Raw genomic sequence first — 17,148 nt, 5'->3', positions numbered from 1 at the left:
GTGGCCCGTAGGGTGGAACGAGTGGATCTGACCGAACTGCTCGAGATACCGGGGACCGACGCCGACGCGCTCTACGAATCGTTCGCGCTGTGGGCGGCCGAGAAGGGCACCCCGCTGTATCCGGCGCAGGACGAGGCGATCATGGAGCTGGCCTCGGGGTCCAACGTGATCCTGGCCACTCCGACCGGCTCCGGCAAATCCCTGGTCGCGGTCGGCGCGCATCTGTTCGCGTTGACCCGCGGCCTGCGCACCTACTACACCGCGCCGATCAAGGCGCTGGTCAGCGAGAAGTTCTTCGCGCTGTGCGAGGTGTTCGGCGCCGACAAGGTCGGCATGGTCACCGGCGACGCCGCCGTCAACGCCGACGCGCCGATCATCTGCGCCACCGCCGAGATCCTGGCGAATCTGGCGCTGCGCGAGGGCGCGGCCGCCGATGTCGGCCAGGTCGTGATGGACGAGTTCCACTTCTACTCCGACCCCGATCGCGGCTGGGCCTGGCAGGTTCCGCTGATCGAGTTGCCCAACGCCCAATTCCTGCTCATGTCCGCCACTTTGGGCGAGGTCGACTTCTTCGCCGAGGATCTCGAGCGCCGCACCGGCAATCCGACCGCGATCGTGGCGGGCACCGAACGTCCGGTGCCGCTGAGCTTTTCCTACGCGCGCACGCCCATCACCGAGACACTGGAAGACCTGGTCACCACCAACCAGTCCCCCGTGTACGTCGTGCATTTCACCCAGGCCGCCGCGCTGGAACGCGCGCAGGCGCTGACCAGCGTCAACTTCGCCTCGCGGGCCGAAAAGGACGCGATCGCCACGGCGCTCGGTGAATTCCGGTTCGCCTCCGGTTTCGGCAAGACCCTCTCGCGCCTGATCCGGCACGGCATCGGCGTGCATCACGCGGGCATGCTGCCCAAATACCGTCGCCTGGTGGAGCGCTTGGCCCAGGAGGGCCTGCTCAAGGTCGTCTGCGGCACCGACACGCTCGGCGTCGGCATCAATGTGCCGATCCGCACGGTGCTGCTGACCGGTTTGACGAAGTACGACGGCGTCCGCACCCGCCGCCTCAAAGCCCGTGAGTTCCATCAGATCTCCGGGCGCGCGGGCCGCGCCGGCTACGACACCATGGGCACCGTCGTGGTGCAGGCCCCCGAGCACGAGGTGGAGAACACCAAGCGGATGGCCAAGGCGGGCAACGATCCGGCGAAGCAGAAGCGGGTGCAGCGGCAGAAACCGCCGGCCGGTTTCGTCTCCTGGAGCGAGGAGACCTTCGACCGGCTCGTCACCGCGCAGCCCGAGCCGATGGTCTCGCGTTTCAGCGTCACCAACGCGATGCTGCTCAACGTGATCGCCCGCCCCGGCAACTGTTTCGACGCGATGCGGCACCTGCTCGAGGACAATCACGAGCCCCGTCCGGCTCAGCGCAAGCACATTCTGCGCGCGGTGCAGCTGTATCGCGCGCTGCGCGATGCGGGTGTGGTGCAACAGCTTCCGGAGCCCGACGCGCAGGGCCGCCGAGCCCGGCTCACCGTCGACCTGCAACGTGATTTCGCTCTCGATCAGCCGCTGTCGCCCTTCGCGCTGGCCGCCTTCGAACTGCTGGACAAGGACGCGCCCGGCTACACCCTCGAAGTGATCTCCCTCATCGAGTCGACGCTCGAGGATCCGCGGCAGCTGCTGATGGCCCAGCAGCACAAGGCACGCGGCGAGGCGATCGCGGAGATGAAGGCCGACGGCATCGAATACGACGAGCGCATGGAGTTGCTCGAAGAGGTGACCTGGCCGAAGCCGCTCGCGGAGCTGATCGACCCGGCCTATGAGACCTATCGCGCCGGGCACCCGTGGGTCTCGGAGTTCGCGCCGTCACCGAAGTCGGTGGTGCGCGACATGATCGAGCGTTCGATGACCTTCGCCGAACTGATCTCGCACTACGAGCTGGCGCGCTCGGAAGGCGTGGTGCTGCGCTATCTCGCCGACGCCTACCGCGCGCTGCGCCGCACCGTGCCCGACGCCGCCCGCACCGAGGAACTCGACGACATCACCGAGTGGCTGGGCGAGCTGGTGCGCCAGGTGGATTCCAGCCTGCTCGACGAATGGGAGCAGCTCACCAGCCCCGGTGCGGAGACCGACACCGAGCAGGTCGCCTTCGGCGCGGAGTCGATCCGCCCGATCAGCGCCAATGTCCGCGCGTTCCGGGTGATGGTCCGCAACGCCATGTTCCGCCGGGTCGAACTGGCCGCGCTGCGCCGCTGGAACGATCTGGACGCGATGGGCGCCGGACCGGACTGGGCCGCGGAGTTCGAGCCCTACTTCGACGAGTACGAGCGCATCGGCACCGGGCCCGACGCTCGTGGTCCGCAGCTGTTCCAGGTCGAGACCCGCCCCGGCTTCTGGCACATCCGCCAGACCCTCGACGATCCCGCCGGTGATCACGGCTGGGCACTGGAGGCGATCGTCGATCTGGCCGAGTCCGACGCCGCGGGCGAAGTGGTCTTCGACGAGCTCACGGTCGCGGCGGGCTGAGCGCCGCGCGGCACGCGCGGCGTGACGCGGACGACCCGCGTCCGGTTCGTTTTTCCGAGCCCTGCGCGTGTATTGTCGCGGACTGTTGCCTACACGCCGCTCACCTGCGCCTGATCGAAAAGAGTTCCCTTAGATTGGCCGATCGAAACGTGCTCGAGTCGCCCCGTCTCGTGATCGAGCTGAACCGGGTCCGCGCGAACTATCGCGCATTGCGAGCCGCACTTCCCGCGGCGCGAATTCGCTTCGCCGTCAAGGCGAGTCCGGTGCCGGAGATCATCCGGCTCCTGAACGAGGAGGGCGCCGAGTTCGATGTCGCCTCGCTCGGCGAAATCGAACTGGGTCTCGCGCAGGGGGTCGATCCGGCCGTCATGTGCTACGGCAACCCCATCAAGAAGGCCGCTGATATCGCCCGCGCCTACGCGCTGGGGGTGCGCCGCTACGCCTTCGACACCGAGGACGACCTGCTGCGCATCGCCGAGCACGCGCCGGGTACCGAGGTCGAGTGCCGGTTCCTGGCCTCGACGCCCGCCTCGACCACACCGTTCGGCACCAAGTTCGGCTGCGCGCCGGCCGAGGCGGCCCGGCTGCTGGTGCGCGCGCGTGATCTCGGGCTGATCGTGGCGGGCCCGTACTTCCACGTCGGCTCGCAGCAGACCGACCCGAGAGCCTGGCGGATCGGCATCGAGCAGGCCGGGGAGATTGCGAACGCGTTGGCAGACAAGGACGTCGAGGTTCGCTCGGTGAACATCGGCGGCGGCTTGCCGATCGCCTACGCCACCGCCGCCCCCGAACTCGGCGAGATCGCGACAGTGGTGAACACCGCGGTCGCCGAGTTCCTGCCTGCCGGCGCCGAGGTCGTGGTCGAACCCGGCCGCGCCCTGGTCGGCAACGCGGGCACCATCCATGCCGAGGTGATCGGCATTCGAATCGCGCCGGATGGCCGGCGCTGGGTGTATCTCGACATCGGCCGCTACAACGGCATGGCCGAGACGGAGAACGAGTACATCGCCTACCGGTTCGTCACCGAACGTGACGGCGATCCCGTCGACGAAGCGGTAGTCGCCGGTCCGACCTGCGACGGCGACGATGTACTGTATCAACGCACAAAGGTCCTTTTGCCGACCACGTTGCGAGCCGGTGATCTCATCCAGATCCTGCATACCGGCGCCTATACCGCGAGTTACTCGTCGGTGTCCTTCAATGGTTTTCCGCCCTTGACCGTTCATGTCTCGGGCGCTGAGCGAGAGTGAGTTTGCCTATCATGACGGCGGATTTCACCGGCTGGCACGTGCTGGCCGAGTTCGGTGGTGTCGACACAGACCTGTGCGACGATCTCGAACGACTCGAATCGGCGTTGCGTGAGTCACTGATCGCGGCGGGCGTCACCATCTGCGATGTCGTACACAAGAAGTTCGATCCGCAGGGGGTGACCGTCCTCGCGCTGTTGTCGGAGTCTCACGCCTCGATTCACACTTATCCGGAGTCCGGCGACATTTTCGTCGACGTCTTCACCTGCGGCAGCATCGGTGCGGGCGCGACGAAGGCTGTCGAGCTACTGCGCGACAAACTCGAGCCCCGCGACGTTCGGATGCAGGTCATCCAGCGTGGCCACGGCGCCGAGAAGATCCACGAGCCGGTCGGCGAAGGCCTGACCCGGATCTGGGATCTCGACGAGGTCATCGTCGACACCAATACGCCGTACCAGCACATGGTGATCGCCAAGACCGATCAGGGCGTCAGCCTGTTCTCCGACGAGGACCGCCAGTCCACCGAGTTCTCCCAGCTCACCTACCACGAGGCCATGCTCGTGCCGGGGTATGTGCTGGCCGAGAAGCTGGACAAGGTGCTGATCATCGGTTCCGGTGAGGGTGTCGCCTCGCAGATGTCGGCGGCGGCCGGTGCGTCGCTGGTCGACCACGTCGACATCGATCAGCTCGAGGTCGAGCTGTGCGCGAAGCACCTGCCCTACGGCTACACCGAGGCCGATCTGGCCGCGGCGGTCGCCCAGGACGGCCCGATCAAGATGCACTACGCCGACGGCTGGGATTTCCTGGCCAAGGCCGAGGCGGCGGGCACGCGCTACGACATGATCATCATCGATCTGCCGGACGAGCGGGTCGAGGACGCACAGCACAATCGCCTCTACGAGGACGAGTTCCTGCTGCGCTGTAAGTCGCTGCTGGCCGAGGGCGGCGTGCTCGCCGCGCAGGCCGGCTGTCAGACGATGTGGCGCAACGAGACACTGAAGCGTTCCTGGGATCGTTTCCACAAGCTCTTCGACACGGTGGTGCCCTACGCCAGCGACGAGCACGAGTGGACCTTCCTGTTCGGCGTCGCCAAGCCGGTCGAGGATCCGGTCGCGCAGATGACCGCGCGCCTGGCCACCCTGCCCTACCGTCCGGAGACCCTCGACGCGCGGGCGCTGCTGCGCGGGTCGATCGAACCGTACGCGCTGCGCAAGTAAGACGTATTCGACGCAGGGCCCGCACGGAAGTCCGTGCGGGCCCTGAGTTTTCGCGCTCGGCCGGATATCGTCGCAGCATGCCCGAGTTGATCGCCCCCGAGGCACACCGGCACGCGGCCTGGCTGCAAGCGCATCGCGAGTGGGGCCCCGGCGCCCACGAGGACGGCTTCGGGCTGCTGCACGACGACGAGGTCGACTCGCCGGACGGATTCGCCGCGTGGGTCGCTCGGTTGCGGTCCTCCTCGGGTCCGGATCGCTGCACCTATCGGTGGATCATCGAGGGTGAGCAGGTGCTCGGCGGGATAGCGTTGCGGCACAGCTACTCCGAGCTCGTGCGGGAAGCCGGACATATCGGTTACGGGATACGCCCGTCGGCGCGGCGGCGGGGTGTGGCCACCTGGGCGCTGGGGCGGATGCTCGACGAGGCGCGCGCCGCGGGGCTGGCTCGCGTGTTGATCGTCTGCGCGGCGGAGAACGCCGCCTCGGCGAGAACCATCGAATGCCAGGGCGGTGTCCTCGAGGAGATCCGCGCTACCGAGTTCGGGCCCGCACGCCGGTACTGGATCGACCTCGATACCCGATAGCGGCGGGTCAGGCGCGCCGCCGCCGGTACTCCTCCACATCCACGCCCCCGACACCCCAATCGCTCAGGGCGACTTCGTCGATCAGGACGAAGGTGGTGTCGGGATCCTTGCCCAGGACATCCTGGAGCAGGTCGGTGACGCCTTTGATCAGTTGCGCCTTCTGCGCGCGGGTGACGCCCTCGTCGGTGACTTTGATGTTGACGTACGGCATTACGCTGCTCTTCCGGAGAGGAACCCGCCGTCGACGGGCAGGATGTGGCCGGTGATGAAGTCGGCGTCCGCGAGGTAGAGGACGGCCGAGGTGGTTTCGGAGACCTCGCCGATGCGATTGAGCAGAGCCAGGCGGCCGGAACTCGTTTCGTCGCCCGCACCGAAGAGCGGCGTGCGAATGATGCCGGGGGCGACGGCGTTCACCCGAATCCCCGCGGCGGCGAGTTCCGCGGCGAGACTGGTGGTCAGGGCGTGCACCCCACCCTTGCTGACCAGCGCGGCGGAGGCGGGCAGGCCCGCCAGCGCGTGGTTGATCAGGACGGTGCCGATGTTGACGACGCTGCCGCCCGCGCCTTGACTCAGGAACTGGCGCACGACCGCCTGGGTGGTGCGGAAGGTGCCCTTCAGGTTGCCGTCCAGATAAATATCGAGGTCGGCTTCGGTGACGTCGACGAACGGTTTGGCGCCGAAGATTCCGGCGTTGTTGACCAGGATGTCGACCCGCCCGAAGCGTTCGACGGCGGTGCGCACCAGCTCCGAACCCGTTGCGGCCGCACCGATATCGCCGGCCACCTGAGCGACCCGCTCCGGCGCGCCGAGTTCGGCGGCGACCTCGGCGAGCTTGCCTGCGTCGCGCCCGTTGAGCACCACATTGTCGCCGCGGGCCACGAAGGCCCGGGCGATATCGCGGCCCATGCCGCTCGAGGATCCGGTGACGATCACCGTTTTGGTGGACATGTCTTTCTCCTTCATCAGTTGATACGACCGGTCGTCTTTGAATGGATAAATGAAGTACGCGCGCGGAACGCCAGAGATCAGGGCCGGAAGTAGTCGTCCAGCAGTCGGGCCAGGCACTTGCGCAGCGGCTCCAGCGTGCGGTCGATCTTCATCCGGATCACCGCGCCCTCCCAGGATTCGATCAGCAGATCAGCGAGTTCGGCGGCGTCGATATCGGCGCGGATGGTGCCCTGCTCCTGCGCTTCGCGCAGCGCCACGGCCATCCCGTCGCGCCAGGTGCGGAACGCGGCCGACAGCGATTCGCGCAGCACCTCGCTGCCTTCGAGTTCGGCGCCGAGGTTGGCGATCAAACACCCACCCGTGTAATCGGTTTCGACGAACTCGTCCATCTGCCGGGCGAAGAAGGCACGCAGCCCGGCCACCGGATCCAGGGCCGGCCCGAAGGCCGCGGCCATGTTCCGCTGGATGCACTGCGAGTGGTAATCGATGACGGCCTGACCGAAGGTCTCTTTGCTGTCGAAGTAGTTGTAGAACGACCCCTTCGGCACACCGACCGCGTCCAGCACCTGCTTGATGCCGGTGCCGTGATAGCCGTTGGTGAGGAACCCGGCCGCACCCTCCTCCACCAGGAGCTGGCGAGTGTCGTCACTGCGTCGGGGGCGGGCCATGCCTGAAATATACGACCGGTCGTCTAGGAACGCAACCGGCAGGTCACACCCGCCACTGCGCGCAGCGCGGAAGGAACGCGGCCAAGTGCGCCGCGGCGAACTCGGTGGAGTGCCACAGCTCGGGCTCGACCGCCGCGGTCCAGACATAGGTCCACGCGGACCCGGTGGCGAAATCGACTGGCAGCAGGTCGTATTCGTCGTCCTCGAAGCCGTCGAGGACCGACCACTCCGCGGCGTCGAGCCCGGAGATCAGCATGCCGCGCGCCAGCCCACCGGGATCCGGCACGAGTCCCGGATAAACTCGGTCCGGCAACGCCGCCACCCGCCACCCTCGCAGTTCCGCGGACCGCAGCCGCGGACAACGGCCCAGCAGCGCGGTCAGAACCTCCGGGAATTGCAGCGTCCCATACGCGAACAGCACATCACCATCGCCACTCAACTGCCCGAGCCTGCCGTCTGCCACGGGGTCAACGGTGCGCGCAGCCGCGGCGGCCACGCAAGTCAGGCCGACAGCCGGCGGAAAGCACGCGGATCGTGCGAGGAGAAGATCGTGATCTCGCTGCCGTGGGCCCGATTGAGCTCGGCCAGCCGACGGCGGTTCTCGTGATACGCCCGCGCAAGGATCGCACCGGTTTCGTACAGCCGCCAGATCAGCGGCGTGTGCGGGCGCACCGGATCGATCTCACTGCCGAGGTAGTACGCGTCGCCCGCGTGCAGCAGCCAGCCGCTGCCGGTGTCCACCGCGACACCGATATGCCCGCGCGTATGACCGGGCAGCGGGACCACCAGAATCTCCGACGGCAGCCCGGGCAGATCCCGCACCGCCCCGAAACCGAACCAGTCGCCGCCGCTGACGTTTTCGTTGACCAGCCACTTCGGCTCGTGCGCCCACTGCTGCCTGCGATAGCGCAGCCGCTCCGCCACCGTCTTCGGTTCGGTGACCGCGCGTAACTCCAGACCGTGCACGTGCACGGTCGCGTCCGGGAAGTCGGCGAGACCGCCGGCGTGATCCAGATCCAGATGCGTGAGGATGATGTCGCGGACATCGGCCGGGTCGTAACCGAGCCCCTCGATCTGCCGGATCGCCGTCTCGTTTTCCCGCAACTTGGTGCCCAGCGCAAAACGCGCGGGACCGATCATCCGACCGGGATCGTGCACGCAGCCGAGTCCGTAGCCGGTGTCGACCAGCACCAGACCGGTGCCGGTTTCGATCAGGAGGCAGTGGTCGACCACGCCCATGGACATGGTGCCGCAGTTGAGATGGTGGATCCGCACAGAAGGAGCGTCCCAGGCGGTGGGGTGTGGGTCAACGGAGCTAAGGGAGTCCGTCGCAGAGCTTCACCGGTTCGCCGGTGCCAACCCAAGTCTCCCAATCCTTTTCGCGCATGTTGGAGCGGAGTTTGTCGCAGAGCGGGGCTTCCACGTCATCGTAAAGGGGCCAGGTTCGGATCGCTCGGTCGTACAACGCGATGAATCCGACACCAGGGGTGTATTCGAGCGCGTCGACCGATGTACCAGTGGTTGTCGAGCCGCCTACATATGCTCCGGAATCGGCGTGCCAAATGCGCAGAGCGCCTCGGGCATCGGCTGAGGCGATATATCTGCCATCCTGACTGAAGGTCAACAACGCGATGACCGAGAGGTGGCCGGTGGTGATGTCGGCAACGGTCCTTCCGGACGAGATGTCCCACACGGAGACCGTCCCTTGGTTGTTGGAGACCATTTTCGTACCGTCAGGACTGAATTTCAGAAGATTCGCCTGCGATTCGAGTTTCATCGGGCGCCCCTCCGCCTGGCCGGTCTTCGTATCCCAGACCACGACAGAGTTGTCCACGCTCTGCAGTGCGACCCATCGTCCATCCGCGCTGAAAACGGGCCCCAGTAGTTCGTCCGATGACGCACGCATGGGCGCGGTGACCGGGTCTCCGGTCATAGGATTCCAAATCTGCGCTGTCGGCCCGATGATGCTCATCAGAATCGGATCGCCCTCCGCGCCGAACGCTAGATCGGCATAATCATCGAGTGGAAACGGCAGCTGCCCGCTCACCGTCTGTCCACTGTCCACGTCCCAGACGCGGACATTCCCCGCCGCAGTCACGAACATGAACTTTCTTCCGTCCCAGCGGAATGCGCTCCCCCGCTGCGGGGTGCAAGCCTCCCTGTCTGGTAGCGATCCGACTTTGCGACCTGCGCGAACATCCCACACCTGTAGCTCATCACCGTCGTAGCAGGTGATCATTCGGGATCCATCCGAACTCAGCCCCGAGTTGCGATAACTGGTCGACAACTGCGAGAACGGACGTGGGAGCGTACCCGCCTCCGGGTCCAAGCGCCGCACGGTTCCATTCGATCCGACGACGACGACATCTTCGCTGTCGGGCGTGAAATGAACAGCCATCGGCTCGGTTGCCGGCATGATCGCTGCTCCTAACCTCACCATTCGCTCGAGGTCCCAGACTTGCAGCGCCCCGCTGGAGTCGCCTGCCACAAACCTGCGCCCGTCTGGACTCAGAGCAACCGCCGTCACCATGCTGCCCAGGCCGCTGTACACCGGAGCGGCGGCGAGCTGGGCTGTCTCGATATCCCAGACCTCGACTCCTCCGTCGATCGAACCAACGACGATCTTGTGGCCATCGCTACTGAATGCCAGGCTCCACGCGATATGCGCCGTGCTGTCCTCGCTTTGTGCCCTGGCGCCGAAGAGACCGTCGAAACGCCGACCGGCGTCCACGTCCCATACCTGCAGATGGGTCTGCCCCCATGCGACTCTTCGACCGTCACTGCTGATCGCCAGGTTGTAAGTCGTTTCCTGGAAGTCGCTCGGCCACGGACCGCCGACGGTCACACCCGATCTCGCGTCCCACACTTGGACCGTGTCGCCGCCGTAGGTAGCCACCAGCCGGGAGCCGTCGGAACTGAAGGCGACCTTGATCACCGCTCCGTCGACTGCGAGCGCAGTAACGAGTCGGCCGGAAATCGGGTCGACCACCTGAATTTCGGACTCTCGGTCCAGGTTTCGCACGACAGCTGCCCGTGTGGCGTCTGGACTGAGCGTCGAGATACTGTCTTGCAGCTGAGCCGCCGGAGCTTCTCGGAACTCTCCGGTAGCGGTATCCAGCGTTTTCAGAATTCCGCTCGAATCAGCAAAGGACACTCGGCTGCCGTCCGTATCGAACGATACGGAACTGAGCGAATTCACCGAGGTGACCCACTGCAACCCGCGGTTCTCATACAGAATGTCGACGGCCGCCGCACGCACCTGCTCCTGCTCGGATAACTTCAGCGCGGCGAGCACCAGTTGGAAAGCCAGCGCGTCCCCACCGTCCTGATTCCCACTCAGAATCGCTTTGCTCTGCGCCACCAGTTGCAGCGCCACCGCGTCACGCGCCCGCTCGTCGGCCGCGTCCTTGTTCTTCCTGGCCACCACGAACGCCCCCGCCGCAACCAGCATGATCACCACCGACAGCGTCGCGAGCACCAGCAACAACCGCGATCGCTGCCGTATCCCGTTCGCGTACTGCTGCGCCTCCCACTCCGCCTGCGCCGACGCCGCGGCAAGCGCCTCCGCGGTCTCCTGCTGCTCCTTTGCCGCCCGCAACTCCTCCCGCTGCCGCCGCTTTTCGACGTCGGCGCGCTCGTTCTCCCGCGCCCGCGAGGCGACCAGATATGGCCGCACCGATTCCAGCCGTTCCCGGAATCCCGGTTTCGTGGACAGTGTTTCGGCTTCGACGAGGCGGGTTCCCTCGACCAGCCAAGCGTCGTCACATCCGTTGTGTTCCCAGGACAGGGCCGATTGTTCGAGTGCGTCGGCGTCTTTCAGCGCGTCCGCTTCCTCGCGCAACCACGCGGCGAGCTCGTCCCATTGGCGCAGCAGGCTTTCCACTGCGACTTCGACAACCGTCTCCCCGTCGCGGTGGTCTTTCACCATCAGCCGGGCGTCGACGAATCGGTCGATCAGCGCGTGACTTTCGGCGGGCAGGTCGTTCCAGCGGGCGATGCGGCGCAGGGGGTAGTCGTTTTCCGGGTTGACGGTGGCCAGCCAGGGAATGAACGCGCTGCGGAGTATGCCGAGTTGTTCGCGGCGCTGGTCCGGGTCCGCGGCCAGCAGGGCGTCGATTTCCGTGCGCACCACGCGGGCCATTTCGCCCATGGCGGTGTATTCGTCGAGTCGCAGCACTCCGTCTTCGCCGTAGTCGTGGTGCAGGCGGGACAGGGTCAGGGCCAGGAGTGGGAGGGTGTCGGCGCCGTCGGTGCAGTCGGCGACGAGTTCGTCCAGGAGGGCGGGTTCGATGGTCAGGCGCCGGCCCGCGGCGGTGGCGCGGGCGGCGGGGCCGGTGATCAGTTCGCGGAATCGGGTGCGGGGCAGGGGTTTCAGGTGGTCGAAGACCAGGGTTTCGACCTCGGCGACCGGGGACGCGGTTTGGAAGAGTTCGTAGCGGTCGGTGCGGATGGTCAGGACGATGATCAGCGGCGCCGCGGGGTCGGCCAGCAGCTGGGCGAGCAGGTGCAGGAGTTGGTCGCCTTCGACGCCGGCGTCCGCACCGAACAACTCCTCGGCCTGGTCGATCGGCAGGACCAGGGTGGGCAGCGCCTCGCCGGTGTCGAGCAGCCGGGTGTGGGCGGCGCGGGCGATCTCGCGCAGGCAGTCCCGGACCAGCTCGACATCGTGCGGCAGTGCGGTTTTGAGGTCACCGAGGGCGCGGCCGCCGAGCCCGAGGCGAGCGCGGGTGCCGTGGATCGCGACCGCGAGTCCGTGGGCTCCGGTCAGGGCCGCGCGTTCCGGACGCACGATGTCGAGCACGACGAATTCGCGATCGTCGCGGGCCAGCCGGGGTAGCAGACCGGCGCGCATGAACGAGGATTTCCCGGTGCCGGAGGGGCCGAGGATCGCGAACACGGAAGGCTTACCGGCCGTGCGCATCCCGCGCAGCAGATCCATGCCGCGCACGATCTGGGCATCCCGCCCGAAGTACACCGCGGCGTCGACGGCGTCGAAGGGCTGCCAGCCGCGGTAGGGCGATCGGTCCGGGTCCGCCGCGGGCGGCCACGGAAAGTGTTGTGCGCCGATGCCCGAGGTGCGCAGGCCGTCCAGGAGCCGGTGCAGGCCTTCGGTCCGGAAGACGACGGTTTCGTAGCCGGCCACCTCGATCTCGGTGTGCGGGCCGTCCCCGAATAGGTCGCAGCGCTGCCATTCCCGGGTGATGTCGGTTTCGGTCAGCCGCTCCAGGCGCACGCTGAAGATGCGTTTGCCGAGGTTCTCGGCGGTGCGATACTCGACGACGCATTCGCGCGAGGCCTGCCAGTGCGCGGTGACCAGGCAGATCACCGCTTCGCAGCGTTCGCTGGCGCGGATCAGCGCTTCCTTCCAGCGGGTGCCCGCCGCGATGCCGGCCTCGCGAGTCAGGTCGAGGAAGATGTCCTCCGACAGTCCGGGGTCCTGCTCGATCAGCCACTGCCGCAGGGCGATTGCCGCCGCGTTGTCTTTGCTCGAATGACTCAGGAAAATGCGCGTCACCGGCCAACCCCTCCCCTGCCGCGACTACTGCTGCGGCCCCTGCGCACTGCGCTCGGCGTCGGTGAGCCAAGCGCTGGTCTCCTGCGAGACGATACGTTCCACCCGTTCGGCGAGCACCTTGCGGCGTTCGCGGCCACCGTAGGGGCCCGCGCCGGCGAGGAACAAATGCTTTTGCTGCTTGAGGGATTCGGTGGTCGCGCGGTAGCGCAACCAGTTCGCGTGCCATTGGAACAGTTGCTCGGCGCCTTCGGCGACCACCACCACGGCGGCCAGGCTCGCGGTCAGCAACGCCGGCGCCGACAGCGCCGCCACGACCGGCACGGTGGCCCCGACCAGCAGCTGCACCACCTTCACCGCCTTGTAGGACCGTTGCGCGCGCAGGGATTTGGCGCGATACCAGCTCAGCTGATCGTTGAGCCGAGTCCATACCGGATCGTCGTTGCCGGGCGCCCCCGCCGCTTGATTCGCTTCCACCACAGCACAACTCATAGCACGTACGAGCCGCGGCCACCGAACTCGAAACAACCGACCTGCGCCCGTGCACCTTTCATGATAGAACTTGTTCCGATGCGGTTCGCCGCAGAGATCATGCAGTGATCCGGGGGGATATGTACGCCTTGTATTCGCGTAATTCGGCTGTTCCACAACAGAACTCGACATGCCATGTCCTGGGCCGGTGATCCGGTCTGGCTCGCGGACGTGCTGCGCGCCGAGGGCCTGCGGGTCATCGAGCACGCGGGCTGGCGCGAGCGCGGCCACGGTGACTTCCGCGATATCCGCGGGGTGCTGTGTCATCACACCGGCGGGGGCGGGCCGCACGATTGGCGCATCGTGCGCGACGGACGCCCCGACCTGGCCGGTCCGCTCGCGCAGCTCGTCCTGGAGAAGGACGGCACCTACCGGGTGATCGCGGCCGGCGTGTGCTGGCATGCGGGCGCCGGCAGCTGGCCCGGCTGGCCCACCGACGACGCCAATTTCCACACCATCGGCATCGAGGCGGTCTCGTGCGGACGCGCGCCGTTCGATTGGACGCCGCGGCAACTCGAGGCGTATCAGCGGGGCGCCGCGGCGATCCTGCGCCGCATCGGCCGGGACGCGGACGATTGCGTGGCGCACCGCGAGTACAGCAGCGAAGGAAAGATCGACCCCGCCGGCCTCGATATGACGGAGTTCCGTTGGGCAGTACAGGGTTTCATAGAAGGGGGCGCACCGATGAGTGCGGCGGAAGTAGACCGGATCCAAGAATTCATCACCGCGTTCTGCGGGCCGATCGGCAGCGACATCAAAGACATTCGCGAGCAGCTGTGCGGGCACGAGCAGCGCGACGCCGGCCAGTACGCGGGCTGGCCGCAACTGGACGGATTGACGCTGGTCGAGGCCATCGCCGATATCCGCACCCGCTTGGACAAGCTCGAGCAGGGCGGCGCCCGATGATCGAGGTTCTCATCGTCGGCGGCACCTGGGCGCCGCACGGCCATCCGGTGACCGACGCGTTCGCCCGGGCGCTGGATCCGAGCCGGTTCAGCACCCGGATGGTCCCCTACCCAGCGGATTACGGGCGGCAGACCACCTTCGCCGACAGCCGCGCCGCCGGGACCGCCGCGCTGGTCGAGGCGGTGCACAACACCGACAACCGGGTCATCCTGGCCGGTTACTCGCAGGGCGCGGTCATCGCCGGTGACCTCGCCGCCGAGATCGGGCAGGGTCATCGGCCCGAGATGGAAGTCCTCGCCTGCGCGCTCATCGCCGATCCGCTGCGGCCAACCGGCCGATTCCTCGATCCCGACCCGGGCGGATACGGCATCGCCGGGGAACGCCCCATCGATGGGGTGCCGACGTACTGGTCGGCCGCGCCGGGCGATCCGATCACGGCGCTGCCGCCGGGAAATCCGTTGCGCACCATCGCCGATCTGTCGCAGTACTTCACGCTGACCGGGCCGGAGGCGGTGGCCCGCTGGGGCCAGAGCCTGGTGGAGGTCGCGATCCAGCGCCAGATGCAGGATTGGTGGTCTCCGGAGAACTTCCAGAGCTGGGGTGGCGCAATCGCTTTCGCGCGCGGCTATCTACTCGACGGACGCCACACCGACGACTACGTCCGCTTCGGTCACGCCGCCCGGCTCGGCGCGGTGCTCAACGACGAGGTGGCCGTGCACGCCTGACGGTCACTTCGGCCGCTGCTCGCGGATGATGCCCGCGAGCTGTTCGTAATCCTCTTTGCGAGCGGTGGAGGCGCGGAAGGCGAGCCCGAGGGTGCGGCCCGGGGCCGGGGTGGCGAAGCGGGCGGTGTCCAGGGTGCCGCGGGCGGTTTCGGCGGCGACGGCCATCTCGGGGATCAGGGTGACGCCCAATCCGCCTGCGACACACTGGACTACGGTGGTCAGCGAGGCGGCCCGGGTGTCGCCGACCGAGCCCGGATGGGCATCGGTGGAGCGGCAGAACTCCAGGGTCTGGTCGCGCAGGCAGTGGCCCTCGTCGAGCAGCAGCAGCGGTAGCGTGTTCAGCCGGGACGCGGCGATGTCCGCGCGCCCGGCAAGTTCGTGCCCGAGCGGTGTCACCAGGACGAATTCCTCGGCGTACAAAGCGATTTCGGTGAGTCCAGGCGCGCCGGTGGGCAGTGCGAGCAATGCGACGTCCAGCACGCCGGTGCGCAATCCGTCCAGCAGCCGGGCGGTTTGGTCCTCGATCACCTGCGGCGCCAGCCCCGGTACCCGCCGCCGCAACTCCGGCAGCAACGCGGGCAGGACGTATGGCGCGACGGTCGGAATGATGCCCATCCGCAGGGTGCCGCCGAGCCCATCTCCGGTGGCGGAGGCGACAAATCGGTCCGCCGCCTCCAGGGTCGCCATCGCCTGCGGCAGCAGGCGCGTGCCCTCCGCGGTGACCAGTACGCGCCGGGTGCTGCGCTCGATGAGCTGCAGCCCCAGTCCGTTTTCGAGCGCGGCCAATGCCTGCGATAACGTGGGTTGGCTCACACCGAGCCGAGCGGCCGCGGTACCGAAATGGCGATACTCCGCGACAGCTACGAACGCACGCAGCTGTGACAGTGTGGGCTGATAAGTCTGATCAGTCACGCCTATCAGTGTAGTGCGACTGATCACCTTTACCTTTCGCAGGCTCGTAGGCAAGATCGCAACGGCACACGCTTCTGAAACATCTGTTTCAACCCCATTCCAAAAGAACGAGGAGACAAGCATGGCTCTGCTGACCATTGGCGACCAGTTCCCGGCGTACAACCTCACCGCTGTCATCGGCGGTGACCTGTCCAAGGTCGACGCTCAGCAGCCTGACGACTACTTCACCCAGATCACCTCCGACGACCACGCCGGCAAGTGGCGCATCGTCTTCTTCTGGCCGAAGGATTTCACCTTCGTCTGCCCCACCGAGATCGCGGCGTTCGGCAAGCTGAACGAGGAATTCGCCGACCGCGACGCACAGGTCCTGGGCGCTTCGGTGGACAACGAGTTCGTGCATTTCCAGTGGCGCGCGCAGCACGAGGAGCTCAAGACCCTGCCCTTCCCGATGCTCTCGGACCTCAAGCGTGAGCTCGCGGCCGCCGCCGGCGTGCTGAACAACGACGGTGTCGCCGACCGCGCCACCTTCATCGTCGACCCGAACAACGAGGTCCAGTTCGTCTCGGTGACCGCCGGTTCGGTCGGCCGCAATGTCGACGAGGTGCTGCGCGTGCTCGACGCCCTGCAGTCCGACGAGCTGTGTGCCTGCAACTGGAAGAAGGGCGACCCGACCATCCAGGCCGGCGAGCTCATGACCGCCAGCGTCTGAGACCGAAAAGCCTGACCCCGATCCAAATTCCGTGAATCGCAAAGGAACGTATTTCGAATGAGCATTGAGAACCTGAAGAACTCCCTCCCCGAGTACGCCAAGGACCTCAAGCTCAATCTGTCCTCGATCAGCCGCACCACCGTGCTGAACGAGCAGCAGCTGTGGGGCACCCTGCTCGCTTCGGCGGCCGCGACCCGGTCGGCGAGCACGCTGCGTGAGATCGCCGAGGAAGCCGCCGACACCCTGTCGGCCGAGGCCTACAACGCCGCCCTCGGCGCGGCCTCGATCATGGGCATGAACAATGTGTTCTACCGGGGCAAGGCGTTCCTGGAGGGCCGCTACGACGACCTGCGCGCGGGCCTGCGGATGAACATCATCGGCAACCCCGGCGTGGACAAGGCCGATTTCGAGCTGTGGTCCTTCGCGGTGTCCTCGATCAACGGGTGCGCGCACTGTCTGGAGGCGCACGAGAAGACCCTGCGTGAGGCGGGCGTCTCGCGCGAGGTGATCTTCGAGTCGCTGCGCGTGGCCTCGATCGTCGCCGGTGTCGGGCAAGCGGTGGAGTCCACCGAGACCCTGGCCGCCGCCACGGTGTAATCGCCGCGTTCTCCGGCCCCGTCCCAGAAAGGGACGGGGCCGGAGTCGTTCATCGCGGGAATCGACCCGGGC

At 66.9% G+C, this 17,148-nt stretch carries 16 protein-coding genes and 1 pseudogene; 8 read left to right on the top strand and 9 right to left on the bottom strand.

Annotated elements, in window-relative coordinates; genetic code table 11:
• Window positions 1-21: 21 nt before the first annotated feature.
• The 4 genes from AB0H76_RS06535 to AB0H76_RS06520 all read left to right on the top strand — a co-directional run bounded on the left by AB0H76_RS06535 (window position 22) and on the right by AB0H76_RS06520 (window position 5,568).
• A complete protein-coding gene (locus AB0H76_RS06535; protein WP_357318239.1) occupies window positions 22-2,520 on the top strand; it encodes a DUF3516 domain-containing protein in 2,499 nt (832 codons plus the stop codon).
• Between the two features lie 149 nt (window positions 2,521-2,669).
• Window positions 2,670-3,770 (top strand): type III PLP-dependent enzyme, encoded by a 1,101-nt coding sequence (locus tag AB0H76_RS06530; RefSeq protein ID WP_357318236.1) that lies wholly within the window; start codon window positions 2,670-2,672, stop codon window positions 3,768-3,770.
• Window positions 3,771-3,781: 11 nt separating this feature from the next.
• Window positions 3,782-4,984, top strand: coding sequence for an adenosylmethionine decarboxylase (gene speD / locus AB0H76_RS06525; RefSeq protein ID WP_357318233.1), 1,203 nt, complete (start codon window positions 3,782-3,784; stop codon window positions 4,982-4,984).
• A gap of 77 nt (window positions 4,985-5,061) precedes the next feature.
• Window positions 5,062-5,568, top strand: a complete 507-nt coding sequence (locus tag AB0H76_RS06520) for a GNAT family N-acetyltransferase (RefSeq protein ID WP_357318230.1) — start codon at window positions 5,062-5,064, stop codon at window positions 5,566-5,568.
• 7 nt (window positions 5,569-5,575) lie between these two features.
• Here the strand turns inward: AB0H76_RS06520 and AB0H76_RS06515 are convergent, their stop codons facing one another.
• From AB0H76_RS06515 to AB0H76_RS06480, 8 genes and pseudogenes are all read right to left on the bottom strand, one after another.
• Window positions 5,576-5,779, bottom strand: coding sequence for a 4-oxalocrotonate tautomerase family protein (locus AB0H76_RS06515; RefSeq protein WP_357318227.1), 204 nt, complete (start codon window positions 5,777-5,779; stop codon window positions 5,576-5,578).
• Entirely contained in the window at window positions 5,779-6,516 is a 738-nt protein-coding gene (locus tag AB0H76_RS06510) for an SDR family oxidoreductase (RefSeq protein ID WP_357318225.1), read from the bottom strand. The genes AB0H76_RS06515 and AB0H76_RS06510 overlap by 1 nt, the downstream gene beginning before the upstream one ends.
• Before the next feature lie 77 nt (window positions 6,517-6,593).
• Entirely contained in the window at window positions 6,594-7,184 is a 591-nt protein-coding gene (locus tag AB0H76_RS06505; RefSeq protein ID WP_357318222.1) for a TetR family transcriptional regulator C-terminal domain-containing protein, read from the bottom strand.
• Window positions 7,185-7,227: 43 nt separating this feature from the next.
• Entirely contained in the window at window positions 7,228-7,647 is a 420-nt protein-coding gene (locus tag AB0H76_RS06500) for a gamma-glutamylcyclotransferase family protein (protein ID WP_357318219.1), read from the bottom strand.
• A 38-nt stretch (window positions 7,648-7,685) separates the two neighbouring features.
• Entirely contained in the window at window positions 7,686-8,459 is a 774-nt protein-coding gene (locus AB0H76_RS06495; protein WP_357318217.1) for an MBL fold metallo-hydrolase, read from the bottom strand.
• Window positions 8,460-8,499: 40 nt separating this feature from the next.
• The gene (locus tag AB0H76_RS06490; RefSeq protein ID WP_357320472.1) at window positions 8,500-12,327 is read right to left on the bottom strand and encodes an NACHT and WD repeat domain-containing protein; all 3,828 of its coding nucleotides are present in this window, start codon (window positions 12,325-12,327) and stop codon (window positions 8,500-8,502) included.
• Between the two features lie 33 nt (window positions 12,328-12,360).
• Window positions 12,361-12,699 (bottom strand): annotated as a pseudogene (locus tag AB0H76_RS06485) (toll/interleukin-1 receptor domain-containing protein); the annotation flags it as partial.
• 24 nt (window positions 12,700-12,723) lie between these two features.
• The gene (locus tag AB0H76_RS06480) at window positions 12,724-13,176 is read right to left on the bottom strand and encodes a DUF4231 domain-containing protein (RefSeq protein ID WP_357318214.1); all 453 of its coding nucleotides are present in this window, start codon (window positions 13,174-13,176) and stop codon (window positions 12,724-12,726) included.
• A 186-nt stretch (window positions 13,177-13,362) separates the two neighbouring features.
• Here AB0H76_RS06480 and AB0H76_RS06475 point away from each other — a divergent pair, with 186 nt between their 5' ends.
• Together AB0H76_RS06475 and AB0H76_RS06470 are read left to right on the top strand one after the other, a co-directional pair.
• The gene (locus AB0H76_RS06475; RefSeq protein WP_357318211.1) at window positions 13,363-14,133 is read left to right on the top strand and encodes an N-acetylmuramoyl-L-alanine amidase; all 771 of its coding nucleotides are present in this window, start codon (window positions 13,363-13,365) and stop codon (window positions 14,131-14,133) included.
• Window positions 14,130-14,858: a PE-PPE domain-containing protein gene (locus tag AB0H76_RS06470; RefSeq protein ID WP_357318209.1), complete on the top strand. Its 729-nt coding sequence runs from the start codon at window positions 14,130-14,132 to the stop codon at window positions 14,856-14,858. Before AB0H76_RS06475 ends, AB0H76_RS06470 begins: the two co-directional genes overlap by 4 nt.
• 3 nt (window positions 14,859-14,861) lie before the next feature.
• Here AB0H76_RS06470 and AB0H76_RS06465 read toward each other — a convergent pair whose 3' ends face one another.
• Complete coding sequence (locus AB0H76_RS06465) at window positions 14,862-15,770, bottom strand: hydrogen peroxide-inducible genes activator (protein ID WP_357318206.1); 909 nt, start codon at window positions 15,768-15,770, stop codon at window positions 14,862-14,864.
• Between the two features lie 121 nt (window positions 15,771-15,891).
• Here AB0H76_RS06465 and AB0H76_RS06460 point away from each other — a divergent pair, with 121 nt between their 5' ends.
• Together AB0H76_RS06460 and AB0H76_RS06455 are read left to right on the top strand one after the other, a co-directional pair.
• Window positions 15,892-16,479, top strand: coding sequence for a peroxiredoxin (locus AB0H76_RS06460; protein ID WP_357318203.1), 588 nt, complete (start codon window positions 15,892-15,894; stop codon window positions 16,477-16,479).
• 57 nt (window positions 16,480-16,536) lie between these two features.
• Window positions 16,537-17,076 carry a carboxymuconolactone decarboxylase family protein gene (locus tag AB0H76_RS06455; protein ID WP_357318200.1) on the top strand — a complete coding sequence of 180 codons (540 nt, stop codon included), beginning with the start codon at window positions 16,537-16,539 and terminating at the stop codon, window positions 17,074-17,076.
• Window positions 17,077-17,148 lie beyond the last annotated feature (72 nt).

The organism is Nocardia sp. NPDC050712, from assembly GCF_040654295.1.
Lineage (GTDB): Bacteria > Actinomycetota > Actinomycetes > Mycobacteriales > Mycobacteriaceae > Nocardia.
Note: the sequence above shows the minus strand (reverse complement) of the source record. Positions and strands in the feature narration are given on the sequence as shown.